General features: G+C 38.9%; 19 protein-coding genes. 12 read left to right on the plus strand and 7 right to left on the minus strand.

Annotation, left to right across the window (positions count from 1 at the left end; genetic code table 11):
• Window positions 1-169: 169 nt before the first annotated feature.
• Window positions 170-1282 carry an XdhC family protein gene (locus R3E32_20005; protein MEZ4887025.1) on the minus strand — a complete coding sequence of 371 codons (1113 nt, stop codon included), beginning with the start codon at window positions 1280-1282 and terminating at the stop codon, window positions 170-172.
• A 73-nt stretch (window positions 1283-1355) separates the two neighbouring features.
• A complete protein-coding gene (locus R3E32_20010) occupies window positions 1356-2789 on the minus strand; it encodes a hypothetical protein (GenBank protein ID MEZ4887026.1) in 1434 nt (477 codons plus the stop codon).
• 228 nt (window positions 2790-3017) lie between these two features.
• Here R3E32_20010 and R3E32_20015 point away from each other — a divergent pair, with 228 nt between their 5' ends.
• The 11 genes from R3E32_20015 (at window position 3018) to R3E32_20065 (ending at window position 16131) form a co-directional block, all read left to right on the plus strand.
• Complete coding sequence (locus R3E32_20015; GenBank protein MEZ4887027.1) at window positions 3018-3476, plus strand: hypothetical protein; 459 nt, start codon at window positions 3018-3020, stop codon at window positions 3474-3476.
• A 52-nt stretch (window positions 3477-3528) separates the two neighbouring features.
• Window positions 3529-4449, plus strand: coding sequence for a hypothetical protein (locus R3E32_20020; GenBank protein MEZ4887028.1), 921 nt, complete (start codon window positions 3529-3531; stop codon window positions 4447-4449).
• 315 nt (window positions 4450-4764) lie between these two features.
• Window positions 4765-5604 carry a hypothetical protein gene (locus R3E32_20025; GenBank protein MEZ4887029.1) on the plus strand — a complete coding sequence of 280 codons (840 nt, stop codon included), beginning with the start codon at window positions 4765-4767 and terminating at the stop codon, window positions 5602-5604.
• A gap of 664 nt (window positions 5605-6268) precedes the next feature.
• Window positions 6269-7237, plus strand: coding sequence for a ribonucleoside-diphosphate reductase small subunit (locus R3E32_20030; protein MEZ4887030.1), 969 nt, complete (start codon window positions 6269-6271; stop codon window positions 7235-7237).
• A gap of 21 nt (window positions 7238-7258) precedes the next feature.
• A complete protein-coding gene (locus R3E32_20035; GenBank protein ID MEZ4887031.1) occupies window positions 7259-7483 on the plus strand; it encodes a hypothetical protein in 225 nt (74 codons plus the stop codon).
• Window positions 7484-7579: 96 nt separating this feature from the next.
• On the plus strand, window positions 7580-10051 hold the full coding sequence (locus R3E32_20040) for a ribonucleoside-diphosphate reductase subunit alpha (protein MEZ4887032.1): 2472 nt from the start codon (window positions 7580-7582) through the stop codon (window positions 10049-10051).
• A gap of 442 nt (window positions 10052-10493) precedes the next feature.
• Entirely contained in the window at window positions 10494-10856 is a 363-nt protein-coding gene (locus R3E32_20045; protein ID MEZ4887033.1) for a hypothetical protein, read from the plus strand.
• A 74-nt stretch (window positions 10857-10930) separates the two neighbouring features.
• On the plus strand, window positions 10931-12820 hold the full coding sequence (gene mutL, locus R3E32_20050; protein MEZ4887034.1) for a DNA mismatch repair endonuclease MutL: 1890 nt from the start codon (window positions 10931-10933) through the stop codon (window positions 12818-12820).
• Window positions 12821-12922: 102 nt separating this feature from the next.
• A complete protein-coding gene (locus R3E32_20055; protein ID MEZ4887035.1) occupies window positions 12923-13780 on the plus strand; it encodes a rhomboid family intramembrane serine protease in 858 nt (285 codons plus the stop codon).
• Between the two features lie 178 nt (window positions 13781-13958).
• On the plus strand, window positions 13959-14903 hold the full coding sequence (locus R3E32_20060) for a rhomboid family intramembrane serine protease (protein ID MEZ4887036.1): 945 nt from the start codon (window positions 13959-13961) through the stop codon (window positions 14901-14903).
• 46 nt (window positions 14904-14949) lie between these two features.
• Entirely contained in the window at window positions 14950-16131 is a 1182-nt protein-coding gene (locus tag R3E32_20065; GenBank protein ID MEZ4887037.1) for an endonuclease/exonuclease/phosphatase family protein, read from the plus strand.
• Window positions 16132-16161: 30 nt separating this feature from the next.
• Here R3E32_20065 and R3E32_20070 read toward each other — a convergent pair whose 3' ends face one another.
• On the minus strand, window positions 16162-17658 hold the full coding sequence (locus R3E32_20070; GenBank protein MEZ4887038.1) for a T9SS type A sorting domain-containing protein: 1497 nt from the start codon (window positions 17656-17658) through the stop codon (window positions 16162-16164).
• A gap of 67 nt (window positions 17659-17725) precedes the next feature.
• Window positions 17726-18328, minus strand: coding sequence for a T9SS type A sorting domain-containing protein (locus R3E32_20075; protein ID MEZ4887039.1), 603 nt, complete (start codon window positions 18326-18328; stop codon window positions 17726-17728).
• A 481-nt stretch (window positions 18329-18809) separates the two neighbouring features.
• On the opposite strand from R3E32_20075, the gene ltrA reads away from it, so the two are divergent.
• On the plus strand, window positions 18810-20054 hold the full coding sequence (gene ltrA / locus R3E32_20080; GenBank protein ID MEZ4887040.1) for a group II intron reverse transcriptase/maturase: 1245 nt from the start codon (window positions 18810-18812) through the stop codon (window positions 20052-20054).
• A 101-nt stretch (window positions 20055-20155) separates the two neighbouring features.
• Here the strand turns inward: ltrA and R3E32_20085 are convergent, their stop codons facing one another.
• From R3E32_20085 to R3E32_20095, 3 genes are all read right to left on the minus strand, one after another.
• Window positions 20156-21646 (minus strand): T9SS type A sorting domain-containing protein, encoded by a 1491-nt coding sequence (locus tag R3E32_20085; GenBank protein ID MEZ4887041.1) that lies wholly within the window; start codon window positions 21644-21646, stop codon window positions 20156-20158.
• 66 nt (window positions 21647-21712) lie between these two features.
• Window positions 21713-21937, minus strand: coding sequence for a T9SS type A sorting domain-containing protein (locus R3E32_20090; protein MEZ4887042.1), 225 nt, complete (start codon window positions 21935-21937; stop codon window positions 21713-21715).
• A 62-nt stretch (window positions 21938-21999) separates the two neighbouring features.
• Entirely contained in the window at window positions 22000-23409 is a 1410-nt protein-coding gene (locus R3E32_20095; protein ID MEZ4887043.1) for a T9SS type A sorting domain-containing protein, read from the minus strand.
• Between the last annotated feature and the right edge of the window lie 19 nt (window positions 23410-23428).

Raw genomic sequence — 23428 nt, forward strand, 5'->3', positions numbered from 1 at the left:
TGCTTATTATTAAGATGGGGCTTCTTCGGATAAAATATCTGCTTCAAATATAACGAATAAAATATGATTTTCCAAGTTACTGTTATTTTTTATTGAAGATAGAAATTTGTGAGATTAACATAATGATAATCAATTTATTATAAGAGATTGGTGTCGATGCACAAGCTATTTATTCCCTTTCATGGATTGAACCTTTTCGATTCCGCAAATAACCACCTTCTCTTTCCCTAAAAACGGCAATGATTTCTGCTGCAATAGACAAAGCGATTTCTTCTGGGCTTTCTGCTCCAATATCCAAACCCACTGGAGCATACAAGTTGGGCATGTTATCTAAATTTATATCTTGTTTATTGTCTGCCAATTCATCTTGCATTTTTATCATCCGTTTTTTGGGTCCTAATAGACCGATATAAGGCACATCTAAGGTGAGGTATTTTTGGAGCAAGGTTAAATCGGTTTTGTAGTCATGTGACATCAAGATGACAGCTGTATAATCATCTATTTCTATGTCTTTTGCTTCTTCAATAGAATATACCCTTTTAGCGTATTGGTAAACGATTTTGCTGAGTTTGCGGGCTTTGCCTGCTACGTGGATTTCCCAGCCCAATTCAGCCGCAATGCCCATAAAAGCATTGATATCGTAATTATCGCCAATGCAAACAAGTTTGATTTTGGGACGAATCAACTCAAATAGGATTTCACACTCATTGCCCAATTTATTGGTAAAAGCAAATACTTGGGATTTCCTCTTTTGGTAAACGAGGGCTATTTTTTCTTCAATGCTTTCTAATGGAGTGTGTACATCGTTTGTCAATTGAAGCAAGTTGTTGGAAGTATAAAAATGACCTCGTTTGTTGCTTTCCTTACCTTCAATGCTTAGGATTTGGAGCAAAATGGTGGCGTTTCTTTGGTCGGTAATTCCTTTTAGAAATTCAATTTGATTGTTTGGGCTGTTTTCTTCAATTGGAGTAAGCAATACTTCGATGCGGCCATTGCAGCCCAAACCTACTCCGATTTGATGGGGATCGTCTTCGGTTGTGTCATAAACCACAATCGAACTTTGGTTTTTCATGATTGCCATTTGTGCCCTTTTCAGCGCATCCCCTTCTAAACAGCCACCACTGATGCCCCCGACCCATTGTCCATTGTTGCTGACAAACATTCGTGCGCCAATTCTGCGGTAAGCCGAGCCTTCGACTTTTACGACCGTACCCAAAGCTACTTTTTCTCTTTGCCAGTCAATGTGTTGGTAGGCTTGGATGATTTTTTCGATTTCTTTCATTTTGTGAATTGTTGTTTGACTTGGTGTGAAATTTCGTTTTTTTTAGGGGGATTTCCAAATTTTTCTACTTTCTTCAAATTTTTCCCAACAACCAAACCACTGGCAAATAATTACCCGTATAGCCATTTTCATCAACAAAAGTAGCTATGTCTTTTTTCAACTTCTCCAAATCCATTGTTTGCTTCAATGAGACCTCTGTTTTAGCTTTTGCATACCGCAATAAAAACCTGACCACCGTTTCGTAATCTACATCCACTTCATGTTCTGCGTGGTATCGATACATCTTCAAAAAGTTGTGACATTCTCGCATGGCAGTCTCCTCATCTTCCAATTGACAAAAAGCGATAATTTGTACCAATCGAAAATAATAGTATTGAGCATCAGGGCGTTGTTGAATTTTTGAAGGGATGCAATCCATTACCTTTTCGGTTTCTTCCAAAAAAATATGACACATGGCTTTGAGGCACAAAAAGCGGTAATGTACCTTTTCATTGGCTTCAATGGCTGCTTGATGGGTATTGAATAATTCGATTGCCTCGCTGTATTTCTTCAATTTGATACAGTTGCTAAAATAATTGAAAATGACTGTCAGTTGAAGTCCTTGATTGTTTGCTTCTGCATATTGAAGGGTTTGAAGGTAATACTCGTCAGCAGCTTGGTGATAACCCATTAGGTAATATTCCAATGCGATGGTCGCCAATATAAACAACTTTCGGTTTTCGGCTTCCATTTCAGGCTGATGACATTGTGCTATAAAACCCAATGCTTTTTGTAGTGTTTCGATTTTTTCTAAGCCTATTTGTTGAAAAGAAAGAGCGTATAAATACAAGTAGTTGGAATAGCTATCATTCACTACATCCGCTTGCAAATTCATGGTTTGCATTAAATTGGAGTAGGAGAAATCGGGTCGAGTTACCTTGATGGTACGTTCTGCAAAGGCTTTCATCACCTCCGAGGCTCGCATTTTTCGCACGGCATCTTTTTGAATCCAGTTGATTTTTTCAATATATCCTTCACGGATAGTTTTTTCATAGAGTTCTTCTGTAATTTCTTGACTCGTAATGAGGTGACGCAAATAGAGTGTGGTCATTTTGTCCATGATTTCGTACTGTAAATCTTCTTTTGCTTTGGCAATCGTTTTTTTGAAGGCAGCTTCAAATTCTTGGTGCAAACCCCTCTCCTTCAATCCCCTCAACAGCCATAGGTTGTACAGATGAATGTTCTCTTTGAAGGTTTTTTCCAACTGTTTTTGCACCAAAAAATGCTCCAATTCATTGTTTAGCAATCGCAGTTCGTTGCGAATCAAATAGTCCATTGAAGGTTCGTATTTTTTGGCAAAAACCGACTTGTAAAGCGTGGCTTTGTCTGGTTCGGTGTTTTTGATGATTTGCTTTTTCAGAAAAAAATATAAGTTTTTCAAGCTGCTTCTTTTGTGCATTTTTATCACAGTTTCAAACTCTTTTTTTTCCCTTCCTTGCAGGCTATTGAGTAGGTCAGTAGTTTTCATAGTGAGTGATTGAAGGTTAAAAAGCAAGGAATTGAAGGTAAGTTTTTTTGGAATGAAGTCAAAATAGTATGCCTGCTTTTTCCTTCAATTGTCTTTTTTTTACGGCTTTATTCTATCACAAGTCTTTTGGATTGTATTTTTTTCACCACAAGAATTGCGTTAATTTTGAAGCGAATTCAATGTGCAAACCTCCTTCCTTTTCTTTTTCAAATCCTTAAACATAACCTCATGAATTACTTCAAAAATTTTCTTTTTTGTCTAAGTATTTTTCTGTTTTCCAATCTCTTCATACAAGCACAAACTACGCCAGAAGGTATGTTGATAGCTCTCAACAAACAGATGGAAGAATGTAAAGCCAATATCGAGTACTTTCAAAACATCATCAATAAGGCAGAAGGTTTGACAGGAGATGAAATAACGGCTGCAGTCGAAAATTGGAGAAAAATCCTTGATGAAAACAAGAAATGCGTTGAATTAGCACAAAAGCAGTTGGATTACCTAAAACTCTTATATCCCACTCTTTTCACGTCTCCCAATTCACAGTTATCTGAAAACAAAGTGGATAGAAATAACAACCAAAAAGTAGGTTTGGGTGCAAAAGTTGAAGGTTTGATGGTAGATTTATTGGGTATTTTAATATTAGTAAATCAACAGTTTAATGCTATCATTGAAAAATACAGCAAGTAATTTATAACATAGATTTTAAATCATTTATCAAACCTCAAATTCTTTTAATCAAATGAAACCATTTTTGTATTTTTTTTTAATTATCCTGTTCGCCTTTTTAGGGCTTTCTACTTCCTTTGTACTTGCTCAAACAGGTTTAAAAAGTAGTGGTGACATTCAGCATCTTAAAGACAAAATCAACAAATACGATGCTACTCAATTGGCTGCTATCCAACAACTTTACCCAAATGCAACGCTCAAGGCACTTAATGATGCAATGCAAGAAGTAGCTTTTTTGAAGGATGGTGAAAAGTATGTTCCTCCTATCAATGAGCCTGATAACGGTTGTGTGGGAGGTGGTATTGGTCGGGGTGTGGGTTATTTGGGAAATATGAGTCGAGGAGAGGATGTTGTGGTTGTAGATGATTCGGTTACACCTGAACTTGGTCAAAATATTGCCGATGAGATACTGAAAAAACTCAAGGAAAAAGGGCTTTTTGATGACGATGGGGCAGGGGGAAAACCCACTCAATGGGCAGAAGCGAAAAGAGAGGTAACGCATGAAAAAGAGAGGCAAATAGGTAGAGATATCGAAACGTATGTGTTCGATTTTCCAACTGTTTCGGGTACTTCTTCCACTAGTGTTTCTACCAACTATACGCAACCGACCAATATACAATCAGCATTGGATATGATTGGCAAAGCACTGAAAAACAGGCATGTTGTAGAGTTTCGCATCAACAATGGAACGGGGTGTGGAACTACTTCTTTTCACTTTGCATTGGCATATAGAATTGTGGAATTCAAAGGTTTCGATGGTTTGTATGGATTGAGTTTTGTGGACGATGGCAAACAAGATGGTACTACTGGTCAAGGAGATGACAAGCCCGAAAACTACGAACGGGGTTTGTATCTTTTTGACAAAAACGGCAATTGCTTGAATGCTCCAAAAGTGAAAATTAGTCACTTTTTTGTTGAGAAATTCAAAAAATAAGTCCACATCAATTTTTAGACTTTAGACGAAGGAGCAAAGAGGCGAGAAGTGAGATTTTAATTAATTGATAATCAGTTATTTGTGTTTGATTGCATCAATATATTAAAATTTTGATTATCAATCCCTTATATTTAGTATCTTGCTTCCTACTTCTTTCGTCCAAGGTCGAAATCAATTTTATATTTCATAACAGTCAGACGGTTTAGGCAAGTTTTAGCCAAATCTTCTGACTGTTTTTCATTTGATGGAGAAAATTCTTATTTTTAGAAGTTAGCCACTCCATTTATTATTCGTTTAATCACAAAAATCAATGTCATGAAATCAACCGTTTTCTACTTATTTATAGTCCTCAATTGCTCACTCTTATTTAACTCCTGCAAGCAAAAAACTAAAAACGTCAACGATAGTACCAGTGAACTCACTTCAAATGATGATAAGGAAAATAAGACAGATTCCGATGATAACAAAGGCGATGGTTATAAACGCTACGAAGTCAAATCGGGCATTGTAGAATACGAAACCACAGGAACGATGAATTCGGGGAAAGAAACTCTTTACTTCGATGATTATGGTCGAAAGGAAGCCAAATATACCCAAACAACCGTCACTGTTCCTGGCATGAACATGAAACAAACTTCTAACCAACTAACGATTATGGATGGTGATTGGATATACAGCATTGACCTCGACAAAAAAACGGGCTTCAAAATGAAACCCGAAATGCTTGAAAAAATGGCTAAAAACAAAGGAAATGATTTGGGGAAAGTCGGCAAAGAAATGCTCGAACAGATGGGCGGCAAAAAAGTGGGTGAAGAAACAGTATTGGGTAAAAATTGTGAAATATGGGAAATGTCGAGTTTTGGCACCAAAATCTGGATTTGGAACAACCTTAGCCTTAAAAATGAGACCAATATGATGGGAATGGAAATCAAACAATTGGCGACTAAAGTAGAAACCAATGTGTCTATTCCTACCGAAAAATTTGAAGTGCCAAACGATATAACCATTTCGGACGAAAATCCAATGGAGAAATTGGAGGATTTGAATATGGATTTGGACAAACTGAAAGATTTAAACTTGGATAAGTTGAAGGACATAGATATGAACAAACTCAAAGAAGCTCAGGAGGCATTGAAAAAAATACAAGGAAAATAACATTGGGGCTTTTTTTAGACCTAAAGTTTGAATAGCCCTTTGCTAAAATAACATTCATTTTTTCTTCTATTTTGTTTGACAAAACAGCTTACCACAATAAGGTTTTTTGCCTAATAAAAACGCCTCAAATACTTTCTCTGCAATATTTGAGGCGTTTTCAATTGCGTTTAGACCACGCAATTAAATTCACAACAAAAACTAACTTATCCACACTCTATTTGTACGCATGTGGACAACTGATAGGTTAATACTAAAAAAACAAGCATTTTTTTTAATGCCGCAAAGTACATTTACATCTAAAATATAATGAGTTAAGTTCTCAATCCAATACTGTGCCAAAGGTTACGGCAAAAGGCTAAAAGTTATCCACAGCAAGTGGATAAATTAAATTGACAATAATCCACAAGAAATTTTACCTTCGCAAAGTCGAATTTACAAAGGAAAGCCTATCTATTGTAAAACAATTACTTTGCCCAAAGCGTCAATTTATCTCCTACAATTTTATTTTTGAAGAGGTAAACCAGCCGTTAACTATTTATAAAAAACGATCAAAACACATTTTCAGCCGATGAAATAGAGTACTATTTCAAAGGAAATTTTTATGCACCTTACTACACAACTCAATTAAATAAAAAGAAACAACAATAAATTACCCTTTAACATTATGAGCGTAGAACCAATATTGCAAGAAAATAAAGACCGTTTTGTATTATTTCCCATCAAACATGACAAGGTTTGGCAAATGTACAAACAACACGAAGCGAGCTTTTGGACAGCAGAAGAAATAGATCTTAGTCAAGACCTCACCGATTGGTCGAATCTAAACAATGACGAAAAACACTTTATCAAACATATCTTGGCATTTTTTGCCGCAAGTGATGGAATTGTGAACGAAAATTTGGTCATCAATTTTATGCGAGAAGTGCAGATTCCCGAGGCTAGATGCTTCTACGGATTCCAAATAGCCATCGAAAACATTCATGCTGAGACCTATAGCCTCCTAATAGACACCTACATCAAAGACCCCGCCGAACAAAAATACCTCTTCAATGCCTTGGAAACGGTGCCTTGCGTCAAGAAGAAAGCGGATTGGGCATTGCGATGGATTGATGAAGCCCCTTCTTTTGCCCACCGATTGATTGCCTTTGCAGCCGTTGAAGGGATTTTCTTTAGTGGAAGTTTCTGCTCTATTTTTTGGCTCAAAAAGCGTGGACTTATGCCTGGGCTTTCGTTTTCCAATGAGTTGATTTCGAGAGATGAAGGTCTGCATTGCGATTTTGCCTGTTTGTTGTACTCGATGTTGGTCAATAAACTACCCGAAAGTGAGTTGCAATCTATTATCAAAGAAGCCGTAGATGGTGAGAAAGAATTTGTAGGAGAGGCATTGCCTGTTTCCTTGATTGGCATGAATGCCGATATGATGAAACAATACATCGAATTTGTGGCAGACCGTTTGTTGGTCGCTTTGGGTTGTGCCAAACTGTACAATGCTACGAATCCGTTTCCTTTTATGGAGATGATTAGTTTGCAGGGGAAGACCAACTTTTTTGAAAAAAGGAACGCAGATTATGCTAAGGCTGGTGTGAATGAGAAAAAAGAAGATATGAAATTTGCTATGGATGATGATTTTTAATGAAATAACTTGAATTATATAATGAAAAACTCACAAATACAAAAATTATCTGGCAAAGCACAAGATTTTATTGTAGAACTAACTCATCACAATGTCATAGAAAAAAAATTACATCAAGAAAAAGACATTGAAAAAGAGAACAGAGATAACAATAAAGCCATGCTTGACTTATTACTTCAAAGAGGTATCAAGGAAAAAGATTTGCCTCTACAAATTATCACTGACTCAGGAAAATATTCAATCTAATCACCTCAATTTTTCATCACTCCATCGCACCCACCAAGCCATAAAAAGCAAAATTTAGCAGTTGGAAATGCGATACAAAAACAGACACAAACACTTATGATGCACGTAATCAAACGAGACGGTAGAACTGAACCAGTAAAATTTGACAAAGTAACCGCTCGTATCGAAAGACTCTCCTACGGTTTAGATCGCCGATACATCGAACCCGTAGAAGTCGCCATGAAAGTCGTTCAAGGTATTTATAGTGGTGTGACGACCACAGAATTAGACAATTTAGCAGCCGAAACCGCTGCAAGTATGGCCACCAAACATCCTGACTACGCCATACTTGCAGCTCGCATTGCAGTGTCTAATCTGCACAAAAGCACCAAAAAATCCTTTTCCGAAACCATGACCGACCTCTACAATTACATTGACCCAAAAACGGGAGAGGAGGCAGGTCTGATTTCAGAAACTACCTACCAAATCATCCAAAAACACCAAGAGCGTATTGATGCCAATGTCCTTTACAATCGGGATTATACTTTCGATTATTTTGGCTTCAAAACTTTGGAACGTTCTTATTTGCTTAAAATGGATGGACAAATTGTAGAACGTCCCCAACATTTGTTCATGCGGGTAGCTTTGGGAATTCACGGAGAAGACATTGATGCCGCTTTAGAAACCTATGATTTGATGTCGCAAAAATGGTTCATTCATGCGACTCCTACACTCTTCAATGCAGGAACAAACAAACCACAATTGTCGAGTTGCTTCTTGGTGCAAATGCAAGACGATTCGATTGAAGGAATTTACAATACCCTTTCGCAATGCGCCAAAATTTCGCAAGCAGCAGGAGGCATCGGTTTGAACATCCACAATGTTCGGGCGAAAGGTAGTTATATCAAAGGTACAGGTGGTGTGTCTAATGGATTGGTGCCGATGCTGCAAGTCTATAATATGACGGCAAGGTATGTCGACCAAGGTGGGGGAAAAAGAAAAGGGGCATTCGCTATGTACCTCGAACCGTGGCACTCCGACATATTTGATTTCTTGGATTTGAAGAAAAACCACGGTAAGGAAGAAATGCGGGCAAGAGATTTGTTTTATGCCATGTGGACTCCCGATTTGTTTATGAAGCGGGTGATGGAAGATGGCGAATGGTCACTTTTCTGTCCGAGCGAAGCTCCAGGATTGTACGAAGTGTATGGCGATGAATTTGAAGAGCTTTACACACGTTATGAGCGAGAAGGCAAAGCACGTTCGACAGTAAAAGCACAAGAACTGTGGTTCAAAATTTTGGATTCACAAATCGAAACAGGTACACCTTATATGCTCTACAAAGACCACGCAAACCGCAAATCCAACCAAAAGAACTTGGGAACGATTCGGTCGAGCAATTTGTGTTGTGAAATCATGGAATACACTTCAAAAGACGAAACGGCAGTCTGCAATTTGGCTTCTATCAACCTTTCCAAATTTGTAGAAGATGGTACTTTCAACCACGACCGCCTTTTTGAAATCACCCAAATAGTCACTCGAAACCTCAACAAGGTCATTGACATCAATTATTATCCTGTTGAAGAAGCCCGCCGCTCCAACATGCGTCACCGCCCGGTAGGTATTGGCGTACAAGGTTTGGCAGATGCTTTTATGATGCTACGATTACCGTTTGACAGTGAGGAAGCAAGTGAGTTGAACAAAGAAATTTTTGAAACAATCTATTTTGGTGCGCTGACAGCTTCCAACAAATTGGCTCAAAAAGATGGCGCATACCAATCCTTCAAAGGTTCACCAGCGAGTCAAGGCATTTTGCAGTACGATATGTGGGGCGTTGAACCTTCGATGCGTTGGGATTGGTACACTTTGAAGGCAAATATTATGAAACATGGTATCCGAAACAGCCTTTTGGTTGCTCCAATGCCTACGGCTTCGACTTCACAAATATTGGGCAACAATGAATGTTTTGAGCCTTATACCTCCAATATTTACACCCGTCGAGTATTGTCAGGCGAGTTCATTATTGTGAACAAACACTTGTTGAAGGATTTGATTGACAGAGGTTTTTGGAACGATACCATGAAAAATGCCTTGATTGCCAGCAATGGTTCGATTCAGGGTTTTGAAGGTTTGCCGCAAGACATCAAAGACCTATACAAAACATCTTGGGAAATCAAACAGAAAGTGGTTTTGGACATGGCTGCGGATAGGGGTGCGTTTATATGTCAAAGTCAGAGCATGAATGTGTTTATGGAAAGTGCGAACTACAAAAAGTTGTCTTCCATGCACTTTTATGCTTGGAAAAAAGGCTTGAAAACAGGTATGTACTACCTTCGCACCCGTCCCGCTGTCGACCCGATTAAGTTCACCGTCGACATGCTTCAACTACAGGAATCAGACGCTGCCAATGCGGAGCTTCAAAAAAGTAATTTAAAACAGCAACAACTGCAAACGGTATCGGCTCATACCCATGCTTTAAACGGCAATGACATTGAGTCTGTTACCGTCACTGCAGATGATATTGCGAAGGTGAATGCTGCAAATGCTTGTAGTATTGACAACCCTGATTGTGAGGCTTGTGGATCATAAGAATGACTGACGAATGGACGGTGGATGGCTGACGATTTTGGAAGCTTGACATTCGATGAATAAAAAATAGAAATCGACCGCAAATGCTTTTTTTTGAAAGTGTTTGCGGTTTTTTTATTCCCCTTGTTTACATTTCCACACTAACTGCCATTAACCAATAGTAGTATAGCAAGTTCATAGTTCAAAAGCCTTTGAGTCACCTACACTCTATTTCCACTAACACTTTATTTTTTTTGACTCACAAACTATAATCGCTACACACAACGTCTGAACATGGCAAATAACGACGTGGCAGTGCCTCTTTTTCAATTATTAGATTGAAGGGAGGCATTTTTTTTTGGGAGGTTTTGGGCTTCGAGAACTATTCCTTCCCCTATTTTGTTTTCATCTGCGTAGGTAATTGCTTATATTTGAGTCCATAAAATTTAATTAGATAGTCACGATGAGCCTATTCAGTTCCAAGTTTGTCCATATACCCAAAAACCGCACCTTTGATTATTCACCTCGCTACTACGATGCAGAAGAAGAAGAACGCAAGGAAAAATTTGAACAAAACATAAAACTCGAAAGGGGAGCTTTCTTCAAAGGCAAAAACCGCAGCCGATTGGTTGGTGCATTTAGCGAAAAAGAATTGGTATTTCGTAAGAAAAACGACCGTTCCCAACAAACAAAGCGCACTGTGCTGTTGATTTCTATATTGAGCATTTTCTGTTTGGGTATGGGAGGAATGATTCCTGCAGGTTGGGCAGGTCTTATTGGCGCATTTTTGTTGCTTTCCTTTATCGTACAGGTGAAGAAAATGTAGATCACACGTTCAAGAACCCAATCAAATTCAAAATTTTCATTTTTATTAATATTTTCATTTTAATTCCTTAGTGAATGTTGGATGTGATAAAACTGCTGCCTGATGCGATTGCGAATCAGATTGCAGCAGGAGAAGTGATACAAAGACCGGCTTCGGCGGTCAAAGAAATGTTGGAAAATGCGATTGACGCTGGAAGTACCCACATTCAATTGATTATCAAAGATGCAGGCAAAACACTTATTCAAGTAATTGACAATGGAAGTGGTATGTCTGAAACGGACGCCCGCATGAGTTTTGAGCGTCATGCTACCTCCAAAATTACCAGCGCACAAGACCTATTCAGTATCCGCACGCTGGGATTTAGGGGTGAAGCGATGGCTTCAATTGCAGCCGTAGCACATGTAGAAATGAAAACTCGACAAGAAGGTAAAGAACTCGGCACACACATCATCATTGAAGGCTCAACGGTGACGCTGCAAGAACCTTGTCAATGCCCTGTCGGAACCTCCCTTGCTATCAAAAACTTGTTCTTCAACATTCCCGCACGTCGCAATTTCCTCAAATCCAATCCTGTAGAAATGCGTCACATTGTCGAAGAATTTCAACGAGTAGCACTTGCCAACCCCAAAATATTCTTTTCTTTACACAACAACGACATCGAAATTTTTCGGCTACCTTCTGCCAATATGCGAAAACGCATTGTAGGTATTTTTGGAGCTTCCTTCAATGAGCGATTGGTTCCCATTGAAGAACAAACCGATTTTTTGCGGATATTTGGTTTTGTCGGCAAACCCGAATTTGCCCGCAAAACCCGTGGCGAACAGTACTTTTTTGTAAATGACCGCTTTATTAAAAGCTCTTATTTGCACCATGCTGTGTTGACTGCCTACAACGATATTTTGCCCAGCAAAAGCCATCCTTTGTATGTGGTATTTATTGACATTGACCCCGCTCGCATTGATGTGAATGTGCATCCGACCAAACAGGAAATCAAATTTGATGATGAAAAAGTGGTTTATACCTTTGTGAATACGGCGGTCAAACGTGCTTTGGGAACTTACAACATTACGCCAACGTTGGATTTTGACCACGATACCCAATTGATTTTCTCTTCAAGCCCAAAAAAGAAAAATCCCAAATCCGACTCCAATAATAGTTCTGATAAATCCTTCAATACCAGTTCAAAACCAACAGGTTCAAAGTTTGAAACCTCGAACCTAAATTTTCAAACAAGAACCTCCAAAGCTTCTGCCACTTCAAAACCGAGAGGTGATTGGCAGGAACTTTACAAAACAGAAGACATTGAAGTACCTGACGACATGACGACCATCACGTTTCAGAGTGCTGCCAACAAACAAGCGAGTTTGCCCATTGAAGGAAAGGCAACGTTGGAGAAAAACCCCTACCAAATTCACCGCAGGTATATTTTAACACAAATTAAGTCGGGCTTCATTTTGATTGACCAAAAAGCGGCACATGAACGCATTTTGTATGAGCAGTGTCTGACGTTTATGGACAACAAAAAAGCGGAAACCCAAAAACAATTGTTTCCCGAAACCATTGACCTACCTGCTGCTGATGCTACTTTGCTGAAAGAAATATTGCCAGATATTAATATTTTAGGTTATGACATACAGGAGTTTGGACAGACTACATTTGTCATTCACGGGATTCCTGCTGATTTGAAAATAGGGAATGAGCAAGCTGCAATTGAACAATTATTGGAGCAATACAAACACAATTCGGACAAGTTGAAGCTCAACAAGCGAGAGAATTTGGCCCGAAGCATTGCCAAAAACACGGCAATCAAGGTTGGACAGAAAATGACCACTGAAGAAATGCAAAACCTTGTGGACAAACTATTTGCGTGCCAGACTCCCTTTATTGCTCCCAACGGCAAACCTACCTTTGTGAAATACCGCATTGATGAGATAGAGAAACAATTTGACAAAAAAAATAGTTAGTTTATATACATTTGTTGAAACTTCAAAAAGCCCTATAAAATGTTTTCTTCTGTAAATACCTACATTTGATTTTTGAAGTTCACTTAAAGTACAGTATTGAATATGAGACAAGGATTTGGCGGTTTTCAACTGACTCCTGCGGTAAAAAACCTCTTGATTATAAATGGATTGATGTATTTAGCGACGGTTTCACTGGTAAATGTGGACTTCAATCGCTTATTTGCTTTGCATCCATGGTTTGCATCTGATTTTTATCCACATCAATTCATCACCCACATTTTTATGCACGGAAGCACAATGCACCTGTTCATGAATATGTTTACGCTGTGGATGTTCGGAACGATGTTGGAGCAAGTTTGGGGCACAAAGCGATTTTTGATTTATTATATGTTGACAGGTATTGGAGCAGCATTGATGTACTATGGTGTGGACTATTGGGAAATAAAAAATACATACATTCCATTTGACAATGCGATTGCCAACCCTACGGTAGAGAATATTCGTGCCTTTGTGAACTATGCTCATGGATTGGATGGGATGCAACAGTACCTTGATTTTGACATGATGGATGCGTATCGAAGTTTTAGAGAAAGCTACACTAATATCATGCAAAATCCAGATGGGGCTAATACGATTTCATTGCAGGCGGCAGGAGTGTTTGCTGCAAAGGTAAAGGCTTCATTTGCCAACTTCCATACAATGTTGGGCGCTTCAGGTGCTGTTTTTGGTATTTTGTTGGCTTTCGGTATGACCTTTCCCGATATGAAAATCATGCTGTTGATTCCACCTATTCCGATGAAAGCAAAATACTTGGTGGCTTTATTTGCTGTTTTTGAATTGTATAGAGGTATGGCAAATGCACCTGACGACAATATTGCACACTTTGCACACTTGGGGGGCATGGTGGTTGGATTTTTCATACTGCGTTATTGGCGGTCAATGGGTGTGGGAGGAAAATAGTATAGTGATTAGTAAATTAGTGACTAGTGATTGGCTTTTCAAAATATTTAGATTGAAGTGGTTATAAGAAAAATGAGTTGCTTTCTATTTACTTCTTGTTGTAGAAACAAGCTCAGATAGAGTCTCAAAAATCTAATTAGAATTAAATTTCAAAAAAAACAATTAAATATTTTTATATATGTCAGTTTATGGCAACAATTCGATTATTGACGATATCCGACATGAGTTTCGGTACGGCAATGTCGTCAATAAACTAATTCTTATCAATGTTGCGGTATTTCTTGCCGTGCGATTGCTGCATTTGGTGATGTATTTGGCTACAAATACATCCTTGGGAGAATTTGAAAACGACTATGTGACTTGGCTGATGGTTCCCTCTAATCTCAAAGATTTTTTGTGGCAGCCGTGGTCTATTATCACCTATATGTTCCTGCAAACGAGCTTCATGCATATTTTGATGAATATGATCGTCTTGTATGTTTTTGGGAAGTTGCTGCTGGGATTTTTGGGTGATCGACAAGTATTTCCAATTTATGTACTAGGTGGTATTGCAGGAGCGTTATTGTATATGTTAGTTTTCAATCTTTCACCTGCTTTTCAGAGTATTTCAGGAACGCACATGCTGGGTGCTTCGGCGGGCGTAATGGCAGTTATGCTGGCGATGTGTGCCATGCAGCCCAATTACCAAGTCATGCTCTTTTTTATTGGTGCAGTTCAGGTCAAATACATTGCAGCAGTATTCATTCTGATGGACTTACTCAATATTTCGCAAGAGAATCCTGGTGGACACATTGCTCACTTAGGCGGTGCATTGTTTGGTTTTTTCTACATCAAGCAGCTCCAAAAAGGCAAAGATTGGGGAGATGGATTGAACCGACTCATGGACTTTTTGGCTACGGTTTTCAAACCTGGGCCTAAGAAACCCAAGGTGGTCTATAGAAACGAAAAAAAGCAGGAGCAAACCAGAGCGGCAAACAATGGAAAGGTAAGCAAACAAAAAACAATGGATCCTTTGGTGCAAGCTAAAATTGACACAATTTTGGATAAAATCAGTGAATCAGGCTACAATAGTTTGACAAAGGAAGAAAGGGAATTTTTATTTAAAGCCAAAGATGGTGAGTAAAACATAGTTTCTGATTTTAAGCACCCATATTAACCGTTCCTGAAGGATGAAGGACACCAAAAAACTATCTATCTTTAATAGCATCATCTTCAAACTCAATTTGGTGGTAGCCTTTGCGTTGCTGCTAACTTACCCTGTGCCTTTCATCAACCCTTCCAGTTTTTGGCTTTCTGCAATATGGGGACTTACCTATCCTTTTTTGCTGCTTGTCAACTGTGGTTTTTTAGTTTATTGGCTGCTCAAAAGGCGTTGGCAAATACTCTTATCCCTTATTACCATTCTATTGGGATGGAATTTATTGACCAAAACGATTGCTTTTCATATCGTTGAAAACAAAAGCGAAATCGTCGAAACTGCAAAAGAAGGCACGGAAGAAACACCCGAAAAAGACGCAACGGATGTAAAAATCATGACCTACAATGTCCAAAATTTTGACCTCTACAATTGGACAGAGAACGTAGAATCTCGCAATAAAATGATTGAGCTGATTCAAAGCGAGCAGCCCGATATCATCAATTTTCAGGAGTTTTATACAGATGATAATGATGATAGCCAGTTTCACAATGTCAAATTATTGGTCAATGAGTTGGGTTACAAGCATTACTCATTTGAAAAAACACTCACACTTAGAACAACGAATCACTGGGGTTTGGCGACTTTCTCCAAATTTCCAATTGTAAACAAAGACAGAATCACTTTCCCCGAAACGCAAAATAACATTGTAGCCTACTCCGACATCAACATCAAGGGTGACACCATTCGCCTCTTCAACCTACACCTGCAATCCATACACTTGGGGCGACAAGATTTGAAGTATTTGAAACAGTTGGGTTTGGGAGAAAAGGATGGGAAACAGGAAGAAAAGACCGATCACTGGAAATCGTTTACTTCAATTGTATCTAAACTTAAAGCCGCCTATGTCAAACGGGGCAATCAGGCACGCACTTTGGCAGACCATATCCAAGAATCTCCACATCGGGTCATTGTCTGTGGTGACTTCAACGATACGCCAACTTCTTATACCTACCAAACGATTTCGAAGAATCTGCAAGACGCTTTCCTCAAAACGGGCTTGGGTTTGGGAGGCACTTATGCGGGACCGCTGCCTTCTTTTCGGATTGACTATATGCTGCTCGATCCTTCTTTTGAAGCACGTTCCACCGAGGTCATTCGCAAAAAATATTCAGACCATTATCCAATGACTTGTGAGTTTAGGATTTGGAAATGAGTGAGTTGTAAAGGAGGAATTATATCTTTTCTATTCCTCCACCACCAATTTCCCACTACTCACTTCTCTCCCTTCAATCCTCACCCGATACAAATACAATCCACTTTCCCAACCTTCAACATTCAAGTCCATTTCCAAATCACCAATCTCCAATCTCCAATTCCCCATTTCTCTCCCCTGCAAATCATACACATCCAAAACCGCTTCCTTTCCTTTCGGCAGCCGATGCTGAAAAGTCACTCGATTTTGGGCAGGGTTGGGATAAAAATGGGTGGGATAATGAGTCGTCACTTCGTACTGAATTGAAGTAGTCAAAATACTGTCGCAATTGGCGGGCTGACAGGTGTTGCCGAGGCTGTCTACTTTGAGAACCCAACCGTCTTGGGTTTCGCTTTCTACGCCTTTACTCCACCCACACATGACAAATCCATTGTCCTCTGTGACTTCAAAATCCCATAAATAGTGATTAGAACGTAAAATATTAGAATAGGCTTTCGTCCACAAGCTGTCTCCTTCCGATGTTAGTTTCATCAATATACCAGACAACCGCCCCGAATCTTTGTGATTGCGAGAATGCCCAATGACGACTAAACTTCCGTCTTCTAATTCTCGTACCTCTCGAAAAATATCATCTAATTGCAATCCATTGAGAGCTAAAGTACCTGAATATTTTTTCTCCCATAGCATATTTCCTTCTTTGTCAATTTTGAAAATATATCCATTGGGGTCACTTTCAAGAATAGAATTAGGGTATTGATAACCAACGATTACATATCCATCTTCCACCTCCAATATGTCCGAACATTCCTCTAAATGACCATTTCCATAAGTTTCTTCCCACAGCATATTTCCCTCGCTATCAATTTGAAAAACCCATATATTTCGATTCACTGCCTCTTGATAGGACATCCAGCCCATGACCAGATACCCCCCCTCTTCCAATTCGATAATTTCATTTACTTGGGCATCTTCCTCCAAACTACCATAGTCTTTCTGCCACTCCATATTGCCCAAACTATCGGTTTTGACAATATAGGCCTGTCCCAATTCATCGGGGAAATTTAGAGAAAATCCTGCCATCATAAAGCCCTTATCGCTTGTAGGAGTCAATTTTCGAGCTCCTTCAACCAGTATTCCCAAATCATAGGTCTGTTCCCATAAGAGTTCTCCTTCCAAAGAAATAGATGCCAAATAATATTTACTATCTGATAGAGAATCCTTTCGGCTAAAAAAAACAAAGATTTTATCCTCTACAATTTGTAAGTGTCCCTCTAAATAATCGTGATTGTCTCCTTCCCCATAATTATACAAACTTTTTACTTCTCCTTGTTTGTCAATTTTCCAAATAGTATATATATCTTCACCATTAGTAAGAGTAGAAGGTCCCAAAACAAAATATTCCTCTCCAACAATTTCCAATGATTTCATGGTCTGCCTACCTTCGAGAATATCGTAGTTCTTATTGAAATAGGTTTCTTGAGCCATGATAGTTAGAGATAAAAGTAAGAGTATAAGTGTAAATCTCATATTATTTGTATTTTATGTAAATCCCCAAAACTACTATTGGGTTTTGGGGATTTTTTTTTTCAAAAAATTACTGACTAATAATGACCTTATGACTTACTGATTGTTCTTCAGATTCAATTTTGAAGAAATAAGTGCCATTTGGTGCGTTTATTTTCAACTGATTTTTGCCAAGCTCCAAAATTTCTTGTTGTATCAGTTGTCCTGTAATATTGTACACCAATAACCTTGCTTCTTCTACCAAAGATTCCACTGTAACTTGTCCCTCGTTTGGATTGGGATAAATCTGAATGAAGGAAGCTAAATCATTGGAATTAGCTTTTTTGTTACTTTGAGAATCTTCCTTATGGGGTATTCTATCAATTGCAGTTTGATTCAGCATTGCCAATAGACTTTCTGCATATACACTGCCATAGTTATTTGCTTGTGCAATGTTCTCTACAGTCTGCAATTCTGAACTTGTCATTTCTGTATATTTTCTACCACTTACTTTCACATCAATCAACAATTGGTAAAATTGAAGATAGGAAGCATCGTAAACACATTTCAAACTGTTGCCAAAATTGGAAATTGTACCGATTACTTCGACATCCTTGATTGGCAAAGTCTTGAAACTTTGGCAACGGTTGAAAACCTTGGTGTGTCCTGAATGCTCATAGAGCAATGCTATCATTGAGATGGAGGAAACGACCCTCCGAAGGCTACTTACAGGAGTCGCCTTCAAACCACCTTCGGGTGCTTTAACTGTGAAGTTAAGGTACTGAGCGCAGAAGGAAAAGGCTATTGGCTAAATAGTCAGGTAAGTATGAAAGAGCTGAACGCAAGTGAACCACTGATGAAGCATCGAAACAACCAACCGACCTCGTCAAAAGCGAAAATCAGGGTCATTTCGTGATAACTTTAGCGGCAACCTGTTTACTGGCTAAAGGGTGAGCGGTGTATAAGTGGCAGGACTTTCATATAGGCTCAATGATGGAACAGGAGAGACGAACATCTATGACAATACTCTGAGAAAGAGTAAGATGTTCGAGTCGGACTATGTCATAGTAGTGTTGAAGATTCTGTAATGGGATTGGAGCGAAGGGCATAGCTCATTTACGTTTTAATATTTTAACAACCTCAAAAAAAAAAAAAAAAAAAAAGGAAGGATTAGGATGGTTAAAACAAAGTCACAGCCTATTACCAAACAGATGGTATGGGCAGCGTATAAACGAGTGAAGACGAATCAAGGCGGTTCAGGAGTGGATGGAATGAGTTTATCTGATTTAGAGACAGACTTATCCAACCAACTGTATAAACTATGGAATCGACTGAGCTCAGGTAGTTACTTTCCACCTCCTGTCAAAGAGGTGGAAATACCGAAAGGAAATGGCAAAACACGTAAGTTGGGTATACCCACGGTTTTAGACCGCATCGCCCAACAGGTAGTTAAAGACCATTTAGAACCAAAGATAGAACCTTGTTTTCACAACAGTTCTTATGGCTATCGCCCGAATCGCTCTGCACATGCAGCGATTGGAGTAGCTAAAGAGCATTGTTGGAGATTAGATTGGGTGATTGACTTGGATATAAAGGGTTTCTTTGATGAACTGAATCATGAGCTGTTGTTTAAGGCACTGTATCGTCATACGGACGAGAAATGGGTGTTGATGTATATAGATAGATGGCTAAAGGCGAGTGTAATCACAAAAGATGGCACGAAGCGAGAGCGAACGAAAGGTACACCTCAAGGAGGTGTTATTAGTCCCTTATTAGCCAATCTATATTTGCATTATGGATTTGATAAATGGATGGAAAAGCAATTCCCAAGTTTATCATTTGAAAGATATGCAGATGACATCATTGTTCACTGTCAAAGTGAGCGACAAGCTGAATATGTGTTGAGTCAAATTCGGGAACGACTACAAGCCTGTAAACTTGAATTACATCCCGACAAAACCAAGATAGTGTATTGTCGAGACAGTAATCGCAAGCAATCAACAGACAAACCCATGCAGTTTACTTTTCTGGGCTATGATTTCAAAGCGAGGAAAAGTAAGAATAGTCGAGATAATCGGGTATTTTACAGTTTTACACCTGCTATCAGCAACAAAGCAAAACAGCGGATAATCAAAGAACTCAGGCAACTTGGAATACAAAGGCGCACGGGTACAACTATCTACGGTCTTGCTAAAATGCTCAATAGAAAGTTGGAAGGCTGGATAAACTACTATGGTCGATACCGAAAATCGGTCATGTGGAAAATATTCTCAGTACTCAATATTCGGCTAATACGATGGGCAAGGAACACTTACAAACGGTTTAAGGGCAGTTGGCGCAAAGCTCACAAAGCTTTAAAGCAATTGCAGAAACGACAACCGAATCTATTTGTTCACTGGCGGCATGGCTATACGATTTAGACTGAATGAGAAGAGCCGTATGAGTCGAGAGGTTCACGTACGGTTCTGTGAGAGGCTGGGGGTGAAATTCCCCGACCTACTCGACCCAACAGTTGAACAACTCACTCCACCACCAATTTCCCACTACTCACTTCTCTCCCTTCAATCCTCACCCGATACAAATACAATCCACTTTCCCAACCTTCAACATTCAAGTCCATTTCCAAATCACCAATCTCCAATCTCCAATTCCCCATTTCTCTCCCCTGCAAATCATACACATCCAAAACCGCTTCCTTTCCTTTCGGCAGCCGATGCTGAAAAGTCACTCGATTTTGGGCAGGGTTGGGATAAAAATGGGTGGGATAATGAGTCGTCACTTCGTACTGAATTGAAGTAGTCAAAATACTGTCGCAATTGGCGGGCTGACAGGTGTTGCCGAGGCTGTCTACTTTGAGAACCCAACCGTCTTGGGTTTCGCTTTCTACGCCTTTACTCCACCCACACATGACAAATCCATTGTCCTCTGTGACTTCAAAATCCCATAAATAGTGATTAGAACGTAAAATATTAGAATAGGCTTTCGTCCACAAGCTGTCTCCTTCCGATGTTAGTTTCATCAATATACCAGACAACCGCCCCGAATCTTTGTGATTGCGAGAATGCCCAATGACGACTAAACTTCCGTCTTCTAATTCTCGTACCTCTCGAAAAATATCATCTAATTGCAATCCATTGAGAGCTAAAGTACCTGAATATTTTTTCTCCCATAGCATATTTCCTTCTTTGTCAATTTTGAAAATATATCCATTGGGGTCACTTTCAAGAATAGAATTAGGGTATTGATAACCTACGATTACATATCCATCTTCCACCTCCAATATATCCGAACACTCCTCAAAATAACCATTGCCATAGGTTTCTTCCCATAGCACATTTCCTTCACTATCAATTTGAAAAACCCATATATTCCGATTAGCTACCTCTTGTGAAGTCCAACCCATCACTACATAACCTCCCTCCTCCAGTTCGATAATTTCATTTCCTTGGTCATGTCCATCCAATCTACCGTAATTTTTTTGCCACTGCATATTGCCCAAGCTATCGGTTTTGACAATAAAAGCTTGTCCCAATTCATTGGGAAAATTTACTGAAAAGCCTGTCATAATGAATCCTTTATCTCTTGTAGGAGTCAATTTTCGAGCTCCTTCAGCCAATATTCCCAAATCATAGGTCTGTTCCCATAAAAGTTCTCCTTCCAGAGAAATAGATGCCAAATAATATCTACTATCTGAGAGGGAATCTACTTTTCCTAAAAAAATAAATAGCTTATCATCTATAATAGATAAACTTCCATTCAAATAATCGTAATTGTCTCCTTCCCCATAATTATTCAACATTTGGACTTCTCCCAGTTTATCAATTTTCCAAATAGTATATATATTTTCACCATTACTAAATGAAGAAGGCCCCAAAATAAAATACTTGTCTCCAACACTTACCAGTGACTGCATGGTTTGATAGCCTCCAAGAATATCATAATTTTTATTGAAGTAAGTTTCTTGAGCTGAAATAGTTTGCGATAATAATATAAAAAATAGAATATGTTTCATATACAAATAATTATAAAAAATCCTCAAAACCAAAAAATGATTTTGAGGATTCTTGAATGAATAAAATTATTTGGCAATAACTACCTTGTGGGTAATCATTTGCTGTTCAGATTGGATTTGGAAAAAATAAGTGCCATTTGGAAAATCCATTTCCAAATCATTTTTTCCTTCTACCAAATCTCTTTGTTCCATAAATTGACCAGTGATGTTGTAAATACTTAGTTTTGCTGATTTTACAGTCAATTCTATGGTAACGGCATTGTCCGTCGGATTGGGGTAAATCAGTTTCAAAACTGTTTCGAAAGTCTTGAAACTTTGGCAACGGTTGAAAACCTTGCCAACAATTGAACAACTCACTCCACCACCAATTTCCCACTACTCACTTCTCTCCCTTCAATACGCACCCGATACAAATACAATCCACTTTCCCAATCCTTCAAATCCAACTCCAATTCCTCCTCTCTACTATCCAATCTCCAATTCCCCATTTCTCTCCCCTCCAAATCATACACCTCCAAAACCGCCTCTTTTCCTTTGGGTAGTCGGTGCTGAAAAGTAACTCGATTCTGGGCGGGATTGGGGAAAAATTGGGTGGGGTAATTTGTAGTGACTTCGTAATGGATAGAAGTAGTGATAATACTGTCGCAATTGGCGGGCTGACAGGTGTTGCCGAGGCTGTCGGTTTTGAGTACCCAACCGTCTTGAGTGCCGCTTTCTACGCCTAATGTAAATCCACAGATTACAAATCCATTGTCTTCTGTCACTTCAAAATCCCAAAATTGATGGGTACTGATGCTATTGCTATACACCTTTGTCCACAAACTGTCTCCTTCTGCAGTTAGCTTCACCAAAATACCCGAAAAACGCTCCAACTCATTGTAGTTTCGAGAATTTCCAATCACTGCCAAACTCTTATCCTCTAATTCTCGCACTTCCCAAAAAGCGTCGTCCAATCGAGTTCCATAGTATTCAGAAACCCCTGTATAGGTTTTCTCCCACAACAGATTTCCTTCCTTGTCTATCTTCAAAATATAGCCTCGTGAACCTTCATCTTGATTAGGTGCTTGATATTGATAGCCCACCAACACATAACCATCCTCCACCTCCAATATATCCTTACATTCTTCAAAAAACCAACTGCCATATTTTTTATCCCACAGCATATTGCCCAAACTGTCTATTTTAAACAGCCATACATCTCGATTGCTGTTTTGTATAGAAGTCCATCCCATCACTAAATAACCTCCATCGGCTGTTTGAATAATTTCTATTCCTTCATCACTGCTATTTAAACCACCATAATCATCTTGCCATTCCATATTGCCCAAGCTATCGGTTTTGATAATGTAAGCTTGTCCTAACTCATTGGGAAAATTAGTAGAAAAGCCTGTCATAATAAATCCTCCATCCTTAGTGGGAGTTAGTTTTCTCGCTCCTTCATTCTCTGGTCCAGTATCGTATCTTTTTGTATATAGTGTGTCCCCTGTATTGTTGAACCTTATCATCAAATATTTTTCTATGTTAGTTTGTACATCCATCTCTGTTAAAAAAGCACAATATTCCTTTTCCATTTTTGCCAAGTAACCATCCTGATAGTGATGTTGATTTTTTCCATATTCTTTTTGCCACAGGACATCTCCATCCTTTCCTAACTGTACAAAAATATATTTTCGTCCTGAAAAATTGGAAGCAGTAGATACTCTAAATATGACAAAGCCTTCCTTATTTGGATAAATCGACAAATCAAATTCTAGCCTATTCATCCAATCGTGGTTTTTATTG

The organism is Chitinophagales bacterium (genome assembly GCA_041392475.1).
Classification (GTDB): Bacteria; Bacteroidota; Bacteroidia; order Chitinophagales; family UBA2359; genus JAUHXA01.

Bases quoted from the DNA above. Each gene is read 5' to 3' on its own strand.
- R3E32_20005 (MEZ4887025.1), bottom strand. From the start codon at position 1,282: ATGAAAGAAATCGAAAAAATCATCCAAGCCTACCAACACATTGACTGG.
- R3E32_20010 (MEZ4887026.1), bottom strand. From the start codon at position 2,789: ATGAAAACTACTGACCTACTCAATAGCCTGCAAGGAAGGGAAAAAAAA.
- R3E32_20015 (MEZ4887027.1), top strand. From the start codon at position 3,018: ATGAATTACTTCAAAAATTTTCTTTTTTGTCTAAGTATTTTTCTGTTT.
- R3E32_20020 (MEZ4887028.1), top strand. From the start codon at position 3,529: ATGAAACCATTTTTGTATTTTTTTTTAATTATCCTGTTCGCCTTTTTA.
- R3E32_20025 (MEZ4887029.1), top strand. From the start codon at position 4,765: ATGAAATCAACCGTTTTCTACTTATTTATAGTCCTCAATTGCTCACTC.
- R3E32_20030 (MEZ4887030.1), top strand. From the start codon at position 6,269: ATGAGCGTAGAACCAATATTGCAAGAAAATAAAGACCGTTTTGTATTA.
- R3E32_20035 (MEZ4887031.1), top strand. From the start codon at position 7,259: ATGAAAAACTCACAAATACAAAAATTATCTGGCAAAGCACAAGATTTT.
- R3E32_20040 (MEZ4887032.1), top strand. From the start codon at position 7,580: ATGATGCACGTAATCAAACGAGACGGTAGAACTGAACCAGTAAAATTT.
- R3E32_20045 (MEZ4887033.1), top strand. From the start codon at position 10,494: ATGAGCCTATTCAGTTCCAAGTTTGTCCATATACCCAAAAACCGCACC.
- mutL (MEZ4887034.1), top strand. From the start codon at position 10,931: ATGTTGGATGTGATAAAACTGCTGCCTGATGCGATTGCGAATCAGATT.
- R3E32_20055 (MEZ4887035.1), top strand. From the start codon at position 12,923: ATGAGACAAGGATTTGGCGGTTTTCAACTGACTCCTGCGGTAAAAAAC.
- R3E32_20060 (MEZ4887036.1), top strand. From the start codon at position 13,959: ATGTCAGTTTATGGCAACAATTCGATTATTGACGATATCCGACATGAG.
- R3E32_20065 (MEZ4887037.1), top strand. From the start codon at position 14,950: ATGAAGGACACCAAAAAACTATCTATCTTTAATAGCATCATCTTCAAA.
- R3E32_20070 (MEZ4887038.1), bottom strand. From the start codon at position 17,658: ATGAGATTTACACTTATACTCTTACTTTTATCTCTAACTATCATGGCT.
- R3E32_20075 (MEZ4887039.1), bottom strand. From the start codon at position 18,328: ATGATAGCATTGCTCTATGAGCATTCAGGACACACCAAGGTTTTCAAC.
- ltrA (MEZ4887040.1), top strand. From the start codon at position 18,810: ATGGTTAAAACAAAGTCACAGCCTATTACCAAACAGATGGTATGGGCA.
- R3E32_20085 (MEZ4887041.1), bottom strand. From the start codon at position 21,646: ATGAAACATATTCTATTTTTTATATTATTATCGCAAACTATTTCAGCT.
- R3E32_20095 (MEZ4887043.1), bottom strand. From the start codon at position 23,409: ATGAATAGGCTAGAATTTGATTTGTCGATTTATCCAAATAAGGAAGGC.